The 20,148-nt window shown below is 46.2% G+C and carries 18 protein-coding genes; 2 read left to right on the forward strand and 16 right to left on the reverse strand.

The window, feature by feature from the left end:
• Positions 1-24 precede the first annotated feature (24 nt).
• Positions 25-252, reverse strand: coding sequence for a DUF3923 family protein (locus ACH97_RS08005; protein ID WP_020452536.1), 228 nt, complete (start codon positions 250-252; stop codon positions 25-27).
• A gap of 259 nt (positions 253-511) precedes the next feature.
• On the opposite strand from ACH97_RS08005, the gene ACH97_RS08010 reads away from it, so the two are divergent.
• On the forward strand, positions 512-1,324 hold the full coding sequence (locus ACH97_RS08010) for an HAD family hydrolase (protein ID WP_020452537.1): 813 nt from the start codon (positions 512-514) through the stop codon (positions 1,322-1,324).
• A gap of 31 nt (positions 1,325-1,355) precedes the next feature.
• Here ACH97_RS08010 and thrS read toward each other — a convergent pair whose 3' ends face one another.
• The 9 genes from thrS to ACH97_RS08060 all read right to left on the reverse strand — a co-directional run bounded on the left by thrS (position 1,356) and on the right by ACH97_RS08060 (position 10,408).
• A complete protein-coding gene (gene thrS, locus ACH97_RS08015; protein ID WP_020452538.1) occupies positions 1,356-3,287 on the reverse strand; it encodes a threonine--tRNA ligase in 1,932 nt (643 codons plus the stop codon).
• Between the two features lie 343 nt (positions 3,288-3,630).
• The gene (gene ytxC / locus ACH97_RS08020; RefSeq protein ID WP_020452539.1) at positions 3,631-4,473 is read right to left on the reverse strand and encodes a putative sporulation protein YtxC; all 843 of its coding nucleotides are present in this window, start codon (positions 4,471-4,473) and stop codon (positions 3,631-3,633) included.
• 77 nt (positions 4,474-4,550) lie between these two features.
• On the reverse strand, positions 4,551-5,183 hold the full coding sequence (locus ACH97_RS08025; protein ID WP_020452540.1) for a TVP38/TMEM64 family protein: 633 nt from the start codon (positions 5,181-5,183) through the stop codon (positions 4,551-4,553).
• A 38-nt stretch (positions 5,184-5,221) separates the two neighbouring features.
• A complete protein-coding gene (gene dnaI / locus ACH97_RS08030) occupies positions 5,222-6,154 on the reverse strand; it encodes a primosomal protein DnaI (protein ID WP_020452541.1) in 933 nt (310 codons plus the stop codon).
• Positions 6,155-6,169: 15 nt separating this feature from the next.
• Positions 6,170-7,594, reverse strand: a complete 1,425-nt coding sequence (gene dnaB / locus ACH97_RS08035) for a replicative helicase loading/DNA remodeling protein DnaB (protein WP_020452542.1) — start codon at positions 7,592-7,594, stop codon at positions 6,170-6,172.
• Positions 7,595-7,710: 116 nt separating this feature from the next.
• On the reverse strand, positions 7,711-8,169 hold the full coding sequence (nrdR, locus tag ACH97_RS08040) for a transcriptional regulator NrdR (RefSeq protein ID WP_020452543.1): 459 nt from the start codon (positions 8,167-8,169) through the stop codon (positions 7,711-7,713).
• A gap of 16 nt (positions 8,170-8,185) precedes the next feature.
• The gene (locus ACH97_RS08045; RefSeq protein WP_020452544.1) at positions 8,186-8,578 is read right to left on the reverse strand and encodes a hypothetical protein; all 393 of its coding nucleotides are present in this window, start codon (positions 8,576-8,578) and stop codon (positions 8,186-8,188) included.
• A 185-nt stretch (positions 8,579-8,763) separates the two neighbouring features.
• The gene (gene speD / locus ACH97_RS08055; protein ID WP_020452545.1) at positions 8,764-9,150 is read right to left on the reverse strand and encodes an adenosylmethionine decarboxylase; all 387 of its coding nucleotides are present in this window, start codon (positions 9,148-9,150) and stop codon (positions 8,764-8,766) included.
• Between the two features lie 235 nt (positions 9,151-9,385).
• Positions 9,386-10,408: a glyceraldehyde-3-phosphate dehydrogenase gene (locus ACH97_RS08060; RefSeq protein WP_020452546.1), complete on the reverse strand. Its 1,023-nt coding sequence runs from the start codon at positions 10,406-10,408 to the stop codon at positions 9,386-9,388.
• Between the two features lie 517 nt (positions 10,409-10,925).
• Here ACH97_RS08060 and ACH97_RS08065 point away from each other — a divergent pair.
• Positions 10,926-12,146 carry a pectate lyase family protein gene (locus tag ACH97_RS08065; protein ID WP_235442593.1) on the forward strand — a complete coding sequence of 407 codons (1,221 nt, stop codon included), beginning with the start codon at positions 10,926-10,928 and terminating at the stop codon, positions 12,144-12,146.
• Positions 12,147-12,171: 25 nt separating this feature from the next.
• Here ACH97_RS08065 and coaE read toward each other — a convergent pair whose 3' ends face one another.
• From coaE to ACH97_RS08095, 6 genes are all read right to left on the reverse strand, one after another.
• Positions 12,172-12,777, reverse strand: a complete 606-nt coding sequence (coaE, locus tag ACH97_RS08070) for a dephospho-CoA kinase (protein WP_020452548.1) — start codon at positions 12,775-12,777, stop codon at positions 12,172-12,174.
• Between the two features lie 17 nt (positions 12,778-12,794).
• Positions 12,795-13,427 (reverse strand): sporulation membrane protein YtaF, encoded by a 633-nt coding sequence (gene ytaF / locus ACH97_RS08075; protein WP_009329359.1) that lies wholly within the window; start codon positions 13,425-13,427, stop codon positions 12,795-12,797.
• A gap of 220 nt (positions 13,428-13,647) precedes the next feature.
• Positions 13,648-14,475, reverse strand: a complete 828-nt coding sequence (gene mutM, locus ACH97_RS08080) for a DNA-formamidopyrimidine glycosylase (protein WP_020452549.1) — start codon at positions 14,473-14,475, stop codon at positions 13,648-13,650.
• 18 nt (positions 14,476-14,493) lie between these two features.
• Positions 14,494-17,133: a DNA polymerase I gene (gene polA, locus ACH97_RS08085; RefSeq protein WP_020452550.1), complete on the reverse strand. Its 2,640-nt coding sequence runs from the start codon at positions 17,131-17,133 to the stop codon at positions 14,494-14,496.
• A 255-nt stretch (positions 17,134-17,388) separates the two neighbouring features.
• The gene (gene pnpS / locus ACH97_RS08090; protein ID WP_048350178.1) at positions 17,389-19,134 is read right to left on the reverse strand and encodes a two-component system histidine kinase PnpS; all 1,746 of its coding nucleotides are present in this window, start codon (positions 19,132-19,134) and stop codon (positions 17,389-17,391) included.
• Positions 19,127-19,849 carry a response regulator transcription factor gene (locus ACH97_RS08095; protein ID WP_020452552.1) on the reverse strand — a complete coding sequence of 241 codons (723 nt, stop codon included), beginning with the start codon at positions 19,847-19,849 and terminating at the stop codon, positions 19,127-19,129. The genes pnpS and ACH97_RS08095 overlap by 8 nt, the downstream gene beginning before the upstream one ends.
• Between the last annotated feature and the right edge of the window lie 299 nt (positions 19,850-20,148).

Genomic DNA, 20,148 nt, shown 5'->3' on the forward strand with positions numbered 1-20,148 from the left:
CAGCAAACAATTGCTGCCTTTACCTTATTTGCTGCTACCCGTTTTCAAATTAACAATCAGCCACACAACTTGAATAATGAATGGAAATATAAATGCAATCAATAAAACGATAAACGCTATTAATTTAAGCTCAGGCGTTTGAGTAACACCGGCGCCATCAACATCTCTCAGCCATACGAGAGCCGTCCCCATTACAAAAACGGCCATCCAAAATATGTTGCAAATCCACCAAAATATCCATCGTTTTTTCACAAAACCATTCCTTCCATTTCTACACTGTATCTGCTTCTTCTGTCCGCATGTGAGCCCGTTATCACGAACATAAGATGCATCTTAAAAATCCCCTGCATTTCCAAACAATAGAAACCCGTTTCATTCTATCATATTCGAGAAGCTTTCACACTTTGACACTGCATTACATCACATTCTTAAATTCATTTCTTTCACATCCATTTAATCTATTGTAAAATAAATAAGAGAATTCTATAAATTAATGGCAGAGGAGAAGATCATGAAAGCCGTATTTTTTGATTTAGACGATACATTGCTCTGGGATGAAAAAAGCGTCAGCACAGCATTTTCCAAAACGTGTCTTAAAGCTGAAGAAAAATACGGAATCCATGCGGAAGAATTTGAAGCAGCGGTCCGCGAAGCAGCGCGAAAGCTTTACACGTCTTATGAAACATATCCATACACCGTCATGATCGGCATCAACCCATTTGAAGGCCTGTGGTCAAACTTCAGCGAGCCGATCAGCGAAGGCTTTCAAAAACTGAACAAAATTGTTCCTGAATACAGAAAAAACGCATGGACAAACGGATTGAAGGCGTTTGGCATCGACGATCCCGCCTTCGGGGAAGAACTCGGCGAATATTTCGCCGCAGTGCGCCGAAAGAGCCCTTTCGTGTATGAAGAAACATTTGCCGTTTTAGATGAACTGAAAGGAAAAGTAGAGCTTCTTTTGCTGACAAACGGCGATCCGAGCCTGCAGAAAGAAAAGTTGGCAGGCGTACCGGAACTTGCTCCTTATTTTAATGAAATCGTCATTTCCGGTGAATTCGGAAAAGGAAAGCCTGATCCAAGCATATTTGAACACTGCCTCAGCCTCCTCGGCATGACAAAGGATGATGCCGTGATGGTCGGAGACAACTTGAACACCGACATTCTCGGGGCTTCCAGAGCGGGCATTCAAACCGTCTGGGTCAACCGCAAAGGCAAAAAGAATGAAACTGACCTTACACCCGATCACGAAATCAGCCATTTGAGCGAACTGTTCGATATCCTCCGCGGAAAAACAGCCGACAAACTAAGCAAAAAAGCATGACTCCCGAGCGGGAATCATGCTTTTTTCTCGTTTATTTCTTTGCTTCTGCAACGGCTTTTTTAATGAAGTCTGCAAAGGCAACTGTTTCTGATTTTTGCTCTCCGTATTTGCGGACGTTGACGGCTTCGTTTTCAACTTCCTGGTCGCCGACGACAAGCATGTACGGGATTTTTTGCATCTGTGCTTCACGGATTTTATAGCCGATTTTCTCGTCACGGATATCGACTTCAACGCGAAGTCCTTCACGCTGCAGGCGCTCTTGAACTTTTTTGGCGTAGTCAAGATGCACGGACGGCGATACAGGGATGACCTGGAACTGAACAGGGGCAAGCCATGTCGGCAATGCGCCTTTATGCTCCTCAATTAAGAAAGCGACAAACCGTTCCATTGTGGAAACGACACCTCTGTGAATCACGACCGGACGATGAGGTTTTCCGTCTTCTCCGACATATGTCAGATCAAATTTTTCAGGAAGAAGGAAGTCCAGCTGTACAGTTGACAGTGTTTCCTCTTTTCCGATTGCTGTTTTGACCTGAACGTCAAGCTTCGGTCCGTAGAACGCCGCTTCCCCTTCGGCTTCGTAATAATCGTGTCCGATCTCGTCCATCGCTTCCTTCAGCATCGATTGCGCTCTGTTCCACATTTCATCGTCATCGTAATATTTCTCTGTATCTTCAGGGTCGCGGTAAGACAAGCGGAATGAGTACTGCTCAAGGCCAAAGTCTTCATACACTTCCTGAATCAGGCGGACAGTGCGGATGAACTCTTCCTTAATTTGATCGGGACGGACGAAAATGTGCGCGTCATTCAAAGTCATCCCGCGAACACGCTGCAGACCTGAGAGAGCGCCTGACATTTCGTAGCGGTGCATCGTTCCGAGCTCCGCGATCCGGATCGGCAGTTCACGGTAGCTGTGAATGTCGTTTTTATAAATCATCATATGATGCGGACAGTTCATCGGTCGAAGCGTCAATGTTTCATTGTCCATTTCAATCGGAGGGAACATTGTGTCTTGATAATGATCCCAATGCCCTGACGTTTCGTAAAGTTCTTTGCTGCCAAGGACAGGTGTATACACGTGCTCATAGCCGAGCGCAAGCTCTTTGTCAACGATATAGCGCTCGATGACGCGTCTGATGGTTGCACCCTTTGGCAGCCAAAGCGGCAGCCCTTGCCCTACCTTTTGCGAAATCGCAAACAGCTTCAGTTCTTTTCCGAGCTTTCTGTGGTCGCGTTCTTTTGCTTCCTCAAGGAGGCGAAGATGCTCATCAAGCTCCGCTTTTTTGAAGAAAGCCGTACCATAAATGCGCTGGAGCATCTTGTTGTTGCTGTCTCCGCGCCAGTATGCTCCCGCAAGGCTCAGCAGTTTGAACTCCTTGATTTTTCCTGTCGAAGGAACGTGAACACCGCGGCACAAATCGAAGAATTCGCCTTGTTCATAGATCGATACCGTTTCACCTTCCGGAATCGCATCAAGCAGTTCCAATTTCAAATCATCGCCGATTTCGGCAAACCGGGCTCTGGCTTCCTCACGGCTGACTTCTTTTCTTACGATCGGCAGATTTTCGCCAACGATTTTTTTCATTTCCTTCTCAATCTTCGGAAGGTCTTCCGGAGTCAGCGCTTCTTCCATATCCACATCGTAGTAGAAGCCGTTTTCAATGACCGGACCCACGCCGAGTTTCACGTTTTTATACAGGCGCTTGATCGCCTGGGCCATTAAGTGTGCAGTACTGTGGCGCATGATTTCAAGCGCTTCTTCGCTGCCTTCTGTAATGATTTCGATGGCGCCGTCCTCAAGGATCGGTGCGCGCAGATCGATTTCTTTGCCGTTTAATTTCCCCGCTATTGATTTTTTCTTTAAGCCGGGACTGATTGATGCCGCGATATCTTCTGTTGTCGTCGTTTTTGCAAACTCCTTAACCGCTCCGTCAGGAAATTTGATTTTTACCATATCTGACATCCTAGTCACTCCTTTTTTTTACAAAATAAAAAATCCCCGTCCCCCTATGAAAGGGACGAGGATTAATAAACGGAATTCGTGGTTCCACCCTTTTTCCCGAAAACGCAAAAAACCCGTCGCGCTCTCGGCTTTCGGTTCTGTAACGGGAAGTCCCGTCAGTCATTACTAGACACATTGCCGTTCACAACTGATGTTCAAAGGCGGTAAAAAAATGCTCCTTGGCTTAAGAGACTTTCAGCCGTGGTCTCCCTCTCTGTCAAACCGGTGTTCATCTTTTCATGTCCTTATCGATACATAATATCTTTAAGTTTACATCGTATTATAAATCGTTTTTCACACAAAATCAAGAATGCTCTTCCAAAATGTTTTCTCGCGGATGAAAGGCGTCAAGCGAAAGAATCCGTACGCGCTCCTGAAAAATATTTTGAATGGTCTGAACCATGGCGTGTTCCCGGTCTTCTGTATAGAGGTCTATTTTTTCCGGCGCAATCGATACGAGCGGAGCCAGGAGATGGGAATCAATATACATCGGGTGTTCTCTTACGAACCGCCTGTCTATGTATTTTTTTTGTTCCCGTTCAGAAATATACTTTAATTCCCACAATACAAAATAACCGTCGTGCACAATGCGGACATGGTCAAGCATCGGCTCTTTCGACATGACGTAGTCTCTCAGCGATTGAATGAATGTCTGATATTCCTGTTCCATTTTATACTCGTCAATTGCCGCCTCCACATAAGACCTGAGGCGTTCATAATACCTCCCGAGGCGAAATGTCATAAAAGACCGAATGGAAAAGACGTTTTCCTCAAGACAAATCGTTTGGAGCTCCTGAATGATGTAATGTTCGCGAGGGGTGTCGTCCTTGTTGAGAGGAAGCCCTTCAAGTTCGCCCTCCATAATGCTGTGGGCCAGTTGAAGAATCTGCTGCTGTTCATCCCGGTCCAAAAAGTAATAATCGCCTTCAATAACCGAAAGCATGTATTCGTCTTCTTTGCATTCTGTAAAAAATCTCGTCAGAACCGGCTCAATATAGGCCTGAATACTAACAGAGGAATGGGTCTTTTCAATTCCGATCTTCCCTGGTGCTTCGTGAATCTTGATATGCCGGTTCGCATCCGCATTGCGAAGGAGATGCAAAAACGCGGCTGTATCATAATCATCTTCAAATGTAATTTCAAGCATGTTTGTCCCCCCTAACAACATCTGATACATGTATATGGGGGTGACAAATAAAATAGACGTAAAAAAAGGATGAGCCCTTAATCGAGGAGCGCCTGCACTTTTTTTCTGAACAAAAGAGGCACGGTAATGAATATCAAGTAAATTGCCGCTGCAGCTGCAATTGCTATGATGTCGCCGGTCAAGAGGCTTGACCCGAGCACATTTAAAATAACGGTGCCCGGAATGATGCCCGTAGCCGTCGCCAGGGCAAACGACAGGGGCTTCACTTTTGACACGCCTGCCGCATAGCTAACCGCGTCAAAATGAATCGGCGCGAGCCTCAAGAGCAGAATGCAGAAAAAGCCGTTTTTCCGCAAAAGCGTCCGCAGGCTGTCAAGCTTCAGCGGCATGTGCTGAAGGTTTCCGCCGAGCCTGTATGCAACAGCGAATGACAAAAATGCACCGCCCGCCGCACCGATAAAAGAATACAAAGAGCCAAACAGCGGACCGAATGCGAGGCCCCCGCTGACGGCGAAAACGGAAGCAGGTAGCAGCAAAAACGGCCGGATCATCAATAATCCGATATAGATGAGCGGGGCGAAAATCCCGAAGGATAAGACGCCTTCTCTTATATGAGCGGGGCTCAGATTCAGATATTTCGCATTCAACCATAGTCCGGCCGCCGCGATTACGGCGATAACCGTCCATTTGGCCAATGTTCTTTTTTGCATCTTCTTCATCTCCGTAATTGAAGCTCGGGATCATGTAATTACTGCCGCCGGTTTTTCCCGTCCAGCCGGACAGGCGTCGCTAAATACAGCACCCTCTCCATCAGCCTTGCCGCTTTCACCTCTTCTTTTTCGCCCCTTTGCGAATAGGTGAAATGGTGTTTCAGTTCATCAGGGTCAAAGTTGGAAGAGAAAAACGTCGGCAGCTGATGAGACATTCTGTGCTGAAGGATGGCGCCAAGCACCTCATCCCTCACCCAGCTTGACATGGACTCCGCACCGATATCATCGAGCATTAGAATCGGCGTAGACTTGACCATCTCAAGCTTTTCTTCAAGCGACTGATCGTGTATCGCATTTTTCAGTTCCCTGACAAATTCGGGGACATAGACGAGAATGGATGGATGGTCCTTTGCCGCAAGCTCGTTGGCGATGGCGGCCAGCATAAAGGTTTTTCCGACCCCGAACTTCCCGTAGACGTAGATGCCTTTTCCCTTTCCCGTTTCGTTATAGTCATGCAAAAAGCCTGTCACAAGCTGAAGGACCTTTAATCTGCTCGGATCATCTCCGTCAATATCGGCAAACGTAGCATTCAAGAGATCCTGTTGAATATAGATGCTTTTAATCAGCGACCGCTGTCTTTCCCTCTCGTCCGCTGCCTTTTTTTCCGGACACCTGTCATATTGAACATCGATCGTTTTTCCGTTCATCACAAGCTTTGGATGATAACCTTGAATCAGGTTTTTGCACTCTTTCAGACTCGGGCAGTCTTGGCATGCTTTGCTTTGCTGTGTAAATTCATAAAGCTTGTTTAGGCTCCTGTCGATCATTCCTTGATCCACTTCTGACTGGCGGCTGTTTAAAAACTCCTGAACATCCTTGTCAGAGAGCACTTTTTCTTTCATATCTTCAAGGCGTTTTTGAAAATCGGGTCTCGTCGTCACGCCTTGCAAAGCGCGTTTAATCGGCTCCATCATCTTCACCTCACATTAAAGAGCGGAATGGTTTTTCAGTTTTTTTATTTCTTCGAGCAGCTTCTGCTTCTGTTGGTCAAAGCCTTCTCTCGTTACGGAACCGGCCGGCTCTGTTTCGAGCGGTTTACTGTCGGCTTCGTCACTTTCCCGAAGCCAGTCAGGCAGCTTTTCTTCCCTGATGACTTTCTTGTTCCGGGAAGGCTTTTTCTTCCCTTCCGCCCATTCAAGATATTGGCGGTTTTCTTCTTTCGCAAGCTTCATAGCCTCTCTAACCGTGCGAACGTTTTTTCTGGCCCAGTGAGAAGCTATTTTTTGGGTGTAATTTTTCGAAAGCTTCATATCGGTTTTCAGCATGACATAATAAATCAGAACATTGATGACGCCGGGCTCTAATTTTTGGTCAAGCATTATTTCTTCTATAATTTTCAGATCGGCTTTGGATGGTTCCGCTCCGCCGCCGATATCCTGCAGCAGCTTTTTTGGCGATACCTGCTCAAGCAAAGCGATCAAATTGTCTTCCTTGGCGTTCGTTGACGACTGTTGATTCGGCTGTTCGCGGAGATTCATCGGCTGCACTTTGTCGACGAGTTCCGGAAGCGGGCCGCTGCGCTCGATTTGATACCAGTCGCTCGCCGCTTTTCTGAGCGCTTCTGTCGTGATCGTATCGTGCTCGTCAACGGCTGACATGACGACGTTTTGCATCTGAAGCGGTTCGATCCCGTAAAGAAAGGCGAGCTTTTTAATCGTTTCCTTCACTTGGTCTGTCAGCGCTTTTCTCGGGATAAGCGTGTCGGATAGACCGGCGAGAAACAGTTGAAAGTCAAAGGCGTCGTCTGTGACTGCCGCCGGTTTGCCATTCCCTTCTTTCATCCATTCACGATCTTCGCGAAGCTCCATCGCTTCGATCATATCGTCAGACATCTTCCATTCGCTCGGCTGGACAGATGCAAAAACTTCGTTGAAAGAACGGGTGATATCCCGTGCTTCTTCGGGAACAGACGGATGGGAAAAGTATTCTTTCAGCTGCTGAAACCTCGCTTTTCCGACGCGGTTGTACAAGAAGACATTCAGCATGCCGTCCTGAAAGAACTCATCCGGTCTGAGCGGCGGAATCAATTCATATATAAACAAACGTTCGTCTTCCGTTTCTTTTATAAAAGTTTTCAACAGTCCGATCCCCTCAAGCTTTTCCTTCTCTGAGTGAATCGTCTTCAGATTGGTCTGCATCGCCGCCATCAGCTGTCTGTGAGTCGAGCTTTTCCCCCAGACTCTGTTTTGCTCCAGCTCTCCCCACAGCGTGAGAAACAAGCTGAATGAAAAAGAACCGATTAGAGGCTGATACAATAGCGTGACAATTTGCCGGTCCAAGTCCTGCAGCAATCCGCAGCTCTTGACAACGTACGGATCGACAGGAAGCAAATCTTTCCAATAATTACTCATATCTTTTGTCAACCTTCCACTTTGTTTCTTGTCCTCATTTTACACCTTTTTCAGGCCTTCATGTCACACGACCGTGGTTTTATCATGAGAAAAGAGCTGGATTAATTTACAGCTCTTTACCGTTCTTTCTTTATTAAATCTTTCAGCTCGTCGATAAATACGTTGATATCTTTAAATTGGCGGTATACTGAAGCAAACCGGACATATGCGACTTCGTCGATTTTCGCAAGCCGGTCCATCACCATTTCTCCGATCATGTCGCTTTTCACTTCAGCAACGCCTTGATTTCTAAGCTCTTTTTCAATTTCAAAGCAAATATCCTCTAGCTGCTTTAAGGCGACAGGGCGTTTTTCGCACGCTTTGATCAAACCGCGGAGCATCTTCTCGCGGCTGAATTCTTCCCGGATTCCTTCTTTTTTTACGACGATGAGCGGAATTTCTTCCACTTTTTCAAATGTAGTAAATCGATAGTTGCATGATTCGCATTCGCGTCTTCTGCGAATCGATCTGCCTTCGTCAACGGGACGGGAGTCCAAAACCCTCGTCCCGTTATGCTGACATGCTGGACATTTCATTTTTTCAGCTCCCTATTCAATTGTTTGAATGTACAGATTTCTGCAGCTTTCCGTCCAGTTCGCTGTATAGCGTCGAGACAAGCCCGCGGCTGTAGCCAAAATCGGTCGGCAAAAACGTTTCCGTTGACACATTAAAATCCACCGCTGTATCAAAAGGGCGAATCGACACGACTGTCGCCACCACAAAAGCTTTTCTCGTTTTTTTCACCTCGGCGCTGATTTCTCCTCTTTCTTCCGACACCGATGTCACCTTACAGCCGTCAAGGCCTTCCAGCACTTCCTTTACAGCATTGAGCGCTTCTTTTGACGCCGCTTTATAATAGCGGCTCTTCAGCTTGTCCGAAGGATGGCGGTCAGACGTTTCGGCGTGTGTAGAAAAAAACCGGTGAATGTTTTGAAAAAGACTCATATCCCCTGTCCCCTTTGTCTTTCTTCTCTATATTTTATTAAAAAAATGGTTGATTTCCAAGGGAAAACAAATTAGGGCAAGAGAATGCCGGGGAGAATATGTTTCGGGGATTGTCGCGAGAGGAAAGAAAAAGGAGCGGATTTTAAAAGCGGTGTCCGCTTTTTCATCCAGCTCCTCTATCGGCATTAAAGTGCCTGTGCTTTGGCGTTGGCCTGTTTCACCTGAACAGGTCCCATGCCTCTCGGTATTTCAATGTTCTCTCTTGTTTCTGCTCTTAATTCTTCTGCGATATAATCGGCAGCTACGTTCGGATCTAAATCTCCGCAAGTATAAACATCAATGCTGGCATATCCGTGTTCAGGAAAACTGTGAATGGTCAAGTGAGATTCAGAAATGATCACAACCCCGCTTACACCTTGAGGTGCAAACTTATGAAAGGCTACCTCACGTACCTCAGCACCTGACTTCAGTGCCGCATTTACAAACGTTTTTTCAATAAAATCCATGTCATTCAGCTTATCAAAATCGCATCCCCACAGTTCGGAGATAACGTGACGCCCCATTGTTTCCATAGCATGGACCCCCCTTAACAAGAATTAGAAAAGTGAATTTCCAAGCAACTGAACCGGTCATTTACCACGGGGGAAAGTTAGTCCGGAGAGGTCCTAACCCTTTAAGTAATGCCGAAGCGCTCACGAACTAGAAGTTCACGAAAAATAGTATACTTTGTTTGAATATTTTTTGCAAGGCGGTTTTATCATTTGATGGTTAAGGGGTATTTATTTTTTATCCGTCCATGCTCTTATTTTATACAGCCGAAGGGTGTTTCATTCTTGAAGCCACGTATCTGATTAAATCGACAACCCTGCACGAATATCCCCATTCGTTGTCATACCATGCGAGCACTTTCACCTTTCTGTTCTCAAGCACCATTGTTGAAAGGCTGTCGATCACCGCCGAGTATGGATTCGTATTAAAATCGGATGAGACAAGCGGTTCATCGCATACATCGAGGATCCCGGACATCGAGCCTGCCGCCGCCATTCGGAACGCTTCATTAATATCTTCTGCCGTCGCATCGCTTTTTAAATCAGCCACAAGGTCAACGAGTGACACATTTGAGACGGGAACGCGCAGGGCCAGGCCGTGCATTCTTCCTTTTAAATGTGGCATGACAAGTGACAGCGCTTTCGCGGCGCCTGTCGTTGTCGGAATGATCGAAGAACCGCAGGCGCGCGCCCTTCTCAAGTCTTTGTGCGGATTATCAATATTTTTTTGATCATTTGTAAATGCGTGAACAGTGGTCACCAGGCCGTTTTCAATGCCAAATGCATCATCAAGCACTTTTGCGACAGGAGCGAGACAATTCGTCGTACAGGAAGCGTTTGAAATAATCGTATGACGCTCCGCATCAAATTCGCGTTCATTGACGCCCATCACGATTGTGATGTCTTCATTTTTCCCCGGCGCTGTCAAAATAACTTTTTTCGCGCCGGCTTCAATATGAGCTTCCGCTTTTTCCTTCGCGTTAAATTTCCCCGTCGCTTCTACGACGATGTCGATCCCGTATTGCGCCCACGGAAGAAGTTTAGGGTCCCTCTGATTGGTCAGCATGACCTTTTTACCGTTAACGAACAGGCAATCGTCTCCAGCGTTTACATCAAGCTCATATCGGCCGTGATTTGTGTCATACTTTATTAAATGAGCGAGCGTTTCCGGAGGGTAGCTCGCATTGATCACTGCAATGTCAATCTGTTCATCAAGCATCGCTTTTCTAAACACCATTCTGCCGATCCGGCCGAATCCGTTTATCGCAACTTTCACTTTCATCAAATATGCACCCCTTATTTTATGTCATTCCACATCATGATTTATCCAAAATAAGTATAACACATTATTTTTAATTAGCCATACCATTTGTTTCTTTTACAGCAAATTTACGCAGTTTTTGTGAAACAGTGAACAAAGAACTAGAAAAAATCGGCATTAAAGCATATATTTCAAATACATCTTTAGTGCTACAATTTCCAACGGCGCCAAATTTTCACACGACAGAAGGCAGTGTCTTCAAGAAAGGACAACCATGAAACTGACCAAAAACATATATTTTATCATTTCTTTTTTGGCTGCGGCCGGCATTTATTTTTTTATAGGAACAGCAGCCGCTTCCGCGGCGAACGAAGGTTATCCGAAACAGATGATCAGGCTGGAAAGCTTATCAGGCATAAACATCACGCCCGCCGGGAATCAAGATAATGCACCGCTAACAGCAAAACAGACGAGCGGGGAAAAAGCAGAAAGATGGAGGCTGGATACGTCTGACGGCAAACAGTTCAAAATCAGAAATATGGATAACGGCAAAATTATCATCCCTTCCCATTACGCGTTGTCAAACAATAATCCCGCTGTAGTCTACTATGACAATTCACGAAAAGAAGAGTTGTGGAATATTATCGGGGCTGACAAAGACGGAAACGGAGACTTTATCACGTATAAAATCGTCAGTGCGCAAAACAACAGCCTTGCCCTGACACTGGACGGCAGCGGAGTGAAGCTTGCCAAATATACAGGCAGCTCCGTCCAAAAGTGGAAGCTTCCAAGCGACGGTCTCGAAGGTTTCGCGGGCTATGCAAAGGAAACGAATGGCAAGCAGAAAACAGGCACAACCGGCGGCCTGCTTGGAAAAGTCGTCTATGTCAACAATCTGGGCGAACTGAAAGCCAATATTGGAGGTTCAACGCCCCGCACCATTGTCGTCTCCAGCAATATCGGCGCTTCAGCCAAAACGGTATTGACGGTGGGTGCCAATAAAACAATCATCGGCTCGTATGAAAAACATAAGCTGAACAACATTTACTTTAAAACAAAAACGGACTCAGGCAACGTGATTTTCAAAAATCTGATCATTGCACATGATGCATTCATAAATGAAAACAACGACATCCCTGTTTACATTACCGATTCGAGGAATTACTGGATTGACCATGTCACATTCCAGGGCCACAGCTATTCAGCAAACGGTCACGATCTCGACAAGCTCTTATACATCGGCGCTAAAGCCGATTACGTCACACTGTCTCACAGCACATTCACAGACCACAGGTACGGCTTGATTCTCGGCTGGCCTCAAGATGACAAGCAATACCACAGTATATATAATGGATATCCGCGGATGACAATCAGCCACAACCGCTTTGAGAATCTCTATGTCAGGGCGCCCGGGTTGATGCGTTACGGCCATTTTCATGTGAAAAATAATTATATCAACAATTACCATCTAGGCTTCACGATAACGACATTGGCCAAAATTTATTCTGAAGCCAATTACTTCGGTACGGGCAGCGAGAAAGGCATACTTGATGATTACGGAGACGGCTCATTTAAAGATGTCGGATCATATCCGGCGATAAAAGGACAGAAATCGCCTGAAACAAGCTGGGAACCTTCATCCAACTACAGCTATCGGACGATGAAGGCAGGCAATGCCAAAGCTTTTGCCGAACGGTATGCAGGTGCACAACGCACCGCGCTGTATTATGCGAATTACAGCCAGTTTAAAAACGACTAATAAAAAAGTGAGCGCAATTTCGCGCTCACTTTTCAATATTTGACCATGTATCAAGCAGCTGATGAAGCTGCGCTTCTGTATCTTTCAGACTGCCGCTGTTATCGATCACCGCGTCTGCCTTTTTCTTTTTTTCGTCAAGAGAATGCTGGGCGTGAATTCTGTTCAGCGCCTCGTCTTCAGTGAGCCGGTTTCTTTTCATCAGCCGCTCAAGCTGAAGCTCCATCGGCACCCAGACGACGATCACTTTATCTGTCAAATGTTCAAGCCCACTTTCATATAAAAGCGGAATATCGAGAACAACAAACCGTTCACCGGCCCGGATGGCTTCGTCGCGCTGTTTGATCATCATTTTTCTCACTTCCGGATGGACGATCGCATTTAACTGCATCCTCTTTTCTTCGTTAGTAAAAACAATTTCTCCAAGTTTTCTCCGGTCGATACCGCCTGTTTCAAGCAGCACGCCTTGACCAAATGTCTCAGCGATTTTCTGATAAGCGGGCATCCCTTGTTCAACGGCCTCTTTCGCGATTACGTCCGCATCGACGACTGTGATGCCGCACTGCTGGAACATTTGCGCGACAGTACTTTTGCCGCTGGCAATCCCTCCGGTCAACCCGATGACCAATGTCAAAGGCCTGCACCTCCTTCTTACAGTTTCCAGATGCCGATCATAATCAGCAATATACCGGGAAGAAAGGTCAGTTTATCCATCCAGTTCCATTTCGATAAAAATCGCCCCGCCTGTATTCCGCAAAATACGAACAATGAGCTCATGATGCCTACCGTAATGCTCATCGGTACAGGGGAAAAGCCGAGCGCAGCCGCGCCGATCCCTGCTCCGAACGCGTCAATAGAGAGGGCGAAACCGAGAAGGAAAGCTTCTATACCGGTAATGATTCCTGATTTATCAATGTCGGCGCTTGTCGGTTTTCTTAAAATGTGTATCACGATTCCGAGCGATTTCAATTCAAGGTTGATGAGCGTTTTTTCAGAGAAGACAAGATCCTGTTCTTTCTCCGGCCTGAAAAACTGATACAGCACCCATGCGCCGATCCCCATTAATATGACGGCTCCGAGCCTTTCTGTTACGACAACGGGCAGGAATTTCGCCAAAAGGGTTCCGATCATCATGGCAATATACATCACGGCACCAGAGCAAAAAGCAATAATCAAAATCGCTTTAAATGGGATTTTCAACTTTCGCAATCCGTAAGTAAATCCGACTGAAAAACTGTCCAAGCTGACGGCAAATGCCAGCAGCAAGAAAGATGCAAACATCATATCAGGCTCTTCCTTTCTGTTGATGCGAGCGGTTAAGTCATGCAGCCTAAAGGCAGCTTTCTAGGCTTCTTATATATATGAAAGAAGAAAACCATCCGTGTGTTGTTTACCCGAAAAAGAAACATCACACCTTAAAGCTTGCTTTTAACAGCTATATGGAGCGTATGCATCGACAGCTTGAACCATGATACGGCTTGCTGTTGTCCCTTTTATGCGATTGTCATTTTTTCTGGCACTTTATGCAAAAATGCGTGCCCCTTCCGCCAACGACTGTTTTTTCAATTGGAGATCTGCACTTTTTACAAGGTTCATCTTTCCGGCCGTAAACGAAAAGTTTGAGCTGGAACATGCCGATTTCACCTTGTGAATTGATGTAAGATCTGACTGTGCTTCCCCCTGCTTCAACAGCTTCCTTTAACGTTTGAACGATCTCTTCATGAAGAAGAACCGTCTGTTTTTTTGTGAGCTTGTTCGCTGTTGTCTCGGGATGGATACCGGCTCTGAACAAAGCCTCGTCGACATAAATATTGCCCAGTCCGACCACTGTCCGCTGATCGAGCAGTGCGGTTTTCACTGAGCGGTTTGTTTTCTTCAGGCGCTCTCTTAAGTAACCGGCTGTAAATTCCTCGCTGAAAGGTTCGGGACCGAGCTGCCTGAGAGGCAGCTCCGTCAGTTCCTCTCCCGGCTTAAACAAATGCATCGTGCCGAACTTTCTGACATCCCGGTAGCGCAGCTCGCTTCCGTCCGTAAACCTGAAAATGACGTGTACATGTTTATCAAGGGGTTCATCGTTTTGATGAAGCCCGTACTTTCCTTCCATTCTCAAATGGGAAACCATGACACAATCATCAAGATGAAACAACAGGAATTTTCCCCTTCTTCCGATCGACTGAATCGTCTGACCGGCCAGGAGCCTTGCGAATTCCTCAGGCTCCTCCGGACGTTTTATGATTTTTGTCCATCTGACATCAACCGCATCGATCGTTTTCCCTCTTACAAGCCCGGCAAGAGTGCGCCGGACCGTTTCGACTTCTGGTAATTCCGGCACATCATCACTTCCTTTTCTCTATTTTGCATCGTACCATGAAGGCCCTGAAGCGCAGTCCACTTTCAGCGGAACATCGAGCTCCAATGCATGTTCCATTACTTCCGGAACCAGTTTTTCAAGCACTTTGATTTCATCTTCAGGCGCTTCAAAAATCAATTCGTCATGAACCTGCAGCAGCAGTTTGGCCTGGAGATTTTTTTCTTTCAGCTTGTCCGCCATGTCGATCATCGCTTTTTTAATGATATCTGCGGCGCTTCCCTGGATCGGCGTGTTCATTGCCGTCCGTTCGGCAAAGCTGCGCAGATTGAAATTCCGACTCGTCAATTCCGGTATATACCGTCTCCGGCTTAAAAGAGTCGTCACATAGCCCCTCTGTTTCGCTTCTTGAACGGTTTCTTCCATGTATTCTTTAACTCCCTGGAAGCTGTGGAAATAGCGCTCAATAAACGCGGCCGCTTCCTTTCTTGTAATTCCCAGGTTTTGCGACAAGCCGTAGTCGCTGATTCCGTAGACGATTCCGAAATTGACGGCTTTCGCCTGCCTCCTCATCGCAGGGGTGACTTCTTCTTCTGATACATGAAAAACATCCATCGCCGTTTTCGTGTGAACGTCCATATCGTTCGTGAACGCTTCAATCAAATTTTTATCCTTTGAAATGTGGGCGAGAACCCTCAATTCGATTTGGGAGTAATCCGCAGCGAATATGAGCCAGCCTTTTTGCGAAGGGACAAACGCCTGCCGGATTTTGCGGCCTTCCTCAAGACGGATCGGTATATTTTGCAGATTTGGATCGGTTGAGCTGAGCCTTCCCGTCTGTGTTAAAGCTTGATTAAAGCGGGTATGCACTTTATGGCTGTCTTTTTTGATTACTTTTAAAAGCCCTTCGACGTATGTGGACTGGAGCTTGCCGATCTGTCTGTAGTGCAGAATATCTTCGATAATGACGTGTTTGTCGCGCAGTTTTTCCAGCACATCGGCTGAAGTCGAATAGCCCGTTTTTGTTTTTTTGACGGCAGGCAGCCCGAGTTTTTCAAACAAAATCACACCGAGCTGCTTTGGAGAATTGATATTGAACGTTTCACCTGCTGACTCGTGGATTTTCTTCTCGTATTCCGCTAATTTGGCGGACAGTTCTTCCCCCATTTTTTTCAATCTGTCGACATCGACTTGGACACCGATCGATTCCATCTCACCGAGAATGTGGGCGAGGGGCATTTCGAGCGCTTCAAACAGATCGAGCTGCTCGTTTTTCTCCAATTCATCAAGAAGCTTTTCGCGGAGCAGCGATATCGCCTTCGCTTTTCTGGCTAAATGGTCGGCAAGCTCCTTCTCATCCGGCACCGCCTGTTTCGCGCCTTTTCCGTAGACCGCTTCATCTGCCGCGACAATGTGTAATTGGTGTTCTTTCGCAACGCTTGCAACATCGTCGTAAGAGTGTCCCGGATTGATGATATAGGCCGCAAGGAGAACGTCAAATTCTGCGCCTTTCAGTTCGATGCCCCGCCAGCGCAAAGCGACCGCCGCGCGTTTTGCATCAAACACCCATTTCTTTTTCGACTCGTCTTCGGCCCACTCTTTAAAACGGTCCGACTGAACGGCCGTCTCTTCCGGGATGAAGAAAGCGCCATGTTCGTTGACGATCGAAAAACCGAGAATCGGCGCCTCATGATAATTGTCGCCGAGCTGTTCGACAACGAGTGAAGCCGGTGACGCAAACAAATCATCCGTGATGTCTGTTTTGATCGTGACGTTGATCTCTTCAAACTGTTCTTCTTCTTTTTCTCCCGGCTCTTCGCCAATCCTTTCGAGCAAAGAGTTAAAACCGAGATCTTTAAAAATCTTGACGACCGCTTCCCTGTCAAAACCTTCGTATCCGAGGGAATCGAGGGTGACTTCAAGCGGCGCTTCTGTCGTAATTGTCGCAAGCTCTTTGCTCATCAATGCCTGTTCTTTAAATTCTTCAAGCTTTTCTTTCAGTTTTTTTCCGCTGACTTCGTCTATTGACGACAGCAGCTCCTCTACTGTATGGAACTGTTTCAAAAGCTTGATCGCCGTCTTTTCGCCGACGCCCGGCACACCTGGAATGTTGTCTGATGAGTCTCCCATCAGCCCTTTCATGTCAATGATTTGTTCAGGTGTAAGTCCGTACTTTTCCCGGACATGTTCCGGCGTATAGTATTCAACATCTGTAATGCCCTTTTTCGTGATGGCAACCGTCGTTCCTTCTGTAGCCAGCTGTGTCAGGTCTTTGTCGCCGGAAAAAATCTTCACTTCAAATCCGTCTTTTTCCGCTGACTTGGCAAGGGTGCCGATAATATCATCGGCCTCGTAGTTTTCAAGCTCATACCTTGAGATTTGATAGGCGTCGAGGAGCTCGCGGATAAACGGCAGCTGTTCGGACAGCTCGGGCGGCGTTTTTTGTCTGCCGCCTTTATATTCTTTAAACGTTTTATGTCTGAATGTCGTTTTCCCCGCATCAAAAGCAACGAGCATGTGGGTCGGTTTTTCTTCTTCAAGCATCTTCATTAAGATCGTGGTAAAACCGTACACAGCGTTTGTATGTATCCCTTTTTCATTGCTGAGAAGAGGCAGAGCGAAAAACGCGCGGTAAGCCAGGCTGTTTCCGTCAACCAATACTAGTTTTTTTCTTTCAGTCATCTTTATCCTCCTAAGGAGCCGATTCGTCAGCTTCCATTCAACTTCGTGATCATATTTGCTTATTTTATTTTAGCAAAGTTCATTTTGAAAGGAAAATGAGAGTGATTTCGCAGAAAAATAAAAAAAGGGACGCGCTGTTGATCGCGTCCGTCCATATGGCTCCTTGGATGAAGGGGTTCACTAATGATCCTATCAGCCAAGTTTTAACCATATATATAAAAGTTGTTAAGCCTTTGTAAAGTTTGCTAAATGAAGCTACTCGGATGCGCGTTTTAAGCGGACCGTGAATTCGGTGCCTTTCCCCCGCTCGCTTTCGACGTCGATTTCACCGTCGTGGGCTTCGACTAAATGCTTGACGATCGCAAGGCCGAGACCGGTTCCTCCTGAATTTCTGCTCCTGTCTTTATCGATCCGGTAGAAGCGTTCGAATATTCTCGGGATTTCGGACCGCTTGATCCCGATGCCCGTATCCTTCACTTTGACTTGCACTGCATTTTCCAGTACATCAGCCGAAATCGTTACGTTTCCATCTTCAGGCGTATATGTGAGGGCATTGTTCACCAAATTTAAAAAGATCTGCTTTAGTCTGTGCGGATCCCCAGAAGCAACGGCTGGCATCTCCGGCTTTTCCAGGGTCAAGGTGATTCCTTTTTCCTCCGCTTTATTCTTCAAAAGCATCTCAATTTCAGCGAGGATTTCACCAATATTGCAATTTTGAATATTCAAGGTGAAGTTCTGCTGTTCGATTTTCGACAGATCCAACAGGTCCTGGATCAACGTTTGCAGACGGCTGCTCTCTTTTAAGATGATCGATAGAAATTGCAGCAGCGTCTCCCTTTCGTTCATCGCTCCGTCTAAAAGCGTCTCGGTGAACCCTTTGATCGATGTAATCGGCGTTTTCAGCTCATGGGAGACATTGGCGACAAAGTCCTTCCTCATTTCTTCAAGCTGCTTTCTTTCCGTCATATCATGGAACACGAGAACGATGCCTTTCCACTCATCATTGATGCCGATAATTGGAACTCCGTCGACTTCAAAATACCTTCTTTCAATTTTGATCGGCAGTTTAAACATTTTGCGGACCTTTGTTTCCGTCATAAAAATTTCTTCGATGAGATTAATGATTTCTTCGTGTTCGAGCACTTCGTGATAGAAATGGTAAAGAAGCTGATCGGCTTCTACGTGAAATTGCTTTTGATAAGCGCGGTTCACAAGGTGAATATAACCCTTTCCATCGATTAAGATCAGACCGGAGTCGATATTTTCGATGACGGTTTGCAGACGGTCGCGCTGCATTTCCTGTGCTCTTGTCATGTCCTGCAGGTTCTGCGCCAGCATATTGATGGACTGGCTCAGCATCGTTTCATCTTCGTTGAAAGTTCTTGCTTTATAGTTTCCTTTGGCAAGCTCAATCGCTACTTGTGTCGCAGACTCAATCGGATTCGTATATTGAGAGGTTATTCTCGCCCCAAGCCCGGCGATGATTAAAAAGGCCGTTCCAAGGCTCACGCCGAGGAGAATCCAGATCTTTTGATTGATATCTTGCAATGAATCGACAGGAGTGCTGATCAGAATATATCCATTCACATTCCCGTCTTCTTTCAGCGGCTGCACGTAACGGTAAACGGACTCGTCATCTGGATTGATTCTGAAGCCTCCTCCTTCACCGTTTAAATCCGACTCAACCGCTTCTTTGATAACGGATTGATCTTCTGCACGGCCCCCAAAATGAAAAAGAACCTGACCTTTTGTATCAACCAGCGATACATGACTGTCCAGTTCACGGCTTGCCTTCTCTAAAATGGCTCCTTGCTCCGAAGACTTCATGTTTTCACGATTTGCCAATGAAGCGACCAAAGCGGCTTCTTTTTCAATATGGCTGCTCAGTTTGGCATCGTATGAGGAGTGAAACAAGTGAACGAGCAGAAAACCGAGTGAAGCAAATACGAGAATCAAAAGCGTCAGCAGGGCAGCTAAAAGCCGGGTCCGGAATTTAATCATTCAGCTTCGGCTCCTCCATTTTGTAGCCAAGACCTCTGATTGTTTTAATGTATTCCGGTTTTTTCGTATTTTTTTCGATCTTATCGCGAAGATGGCTGATATGGACATCGACGATGCGCGTATCGCCCGCGAAGTCGTAGTTCCAGACAGCGTTGAGGAGAAGGTCTCTCGTCAGCACCCTCCCTTTATGCCTTCCCAAATATAAAAGGAGTTCGAATTCCTTAGGCGTTAGCTCGAGGCGTTCGTTTTGAAAGTAAACCTCATAATGTTCTGGCAGTATTTTCAATTCGCCTATGATCAGCTCGCCTGCATCCGGTTCTTCCGTCTCCTCCGGATGAACGGACAGCGTCTGTGTTCTTCTTAAAATCGCTTTGACCCTTGCCGTCACCTCTCTCGGGCTGAACGGCTTCGTCATATAGTCATCGGCACCCAGCTCGAGACCGAGCACCTTATCAAATTCATCATCCTTAGCGGTCAGCATCAAAATCGGATACATCAGCTTCTTCTGTCTGAGTTCCTTGCATACTTCAATGCCGTCCATTTTAGGAAGCATCAGATCGAGCACGATCAGATCCGGCTTCTCTTCAATCGCCTTTAATAAGCCGGCCTCTCCGTCCATGGCCGTCACCACATGATAGCCCGACCGTTCAAGGTTATATTTTAGAAGGGTAACAATCGATTCCTCATCATCTACAACTAATATCTTTTTGCTCATGACATGCCTCCAGGCTTCAGATTTCCCCGACATCTCTTTCTCTATCTTTTGTTAAATAAACGTTTTCACTCCTATTTTAACGAAAGCCTATCCGTTCGACAATTTGATTTTTCAGTGTTTTGCATAAAATCTCTCTTTTTCGGCAATAAACCGCTGTTTTAAGCGATGGAATGCTTCCAGAAAAAAGAATGAAAATGTCCGGGCAGATGATTATGATTAGGTATATGCTGACAGCCCGTGTTTATGTCTTGATTTTCATATGGTTTTATGTAAAAAAAGATCGCATTCAAAAACAGGAA

Origin of the sequence: Bacillus paralicheniformis (assembly GCF_001042485.2) — a bacterium.
GTDB lineage: Bacteria > Bacillota > Bacilli > Bacillales > Bacillaceae > Bacillus > Bacillus paralicheniformis.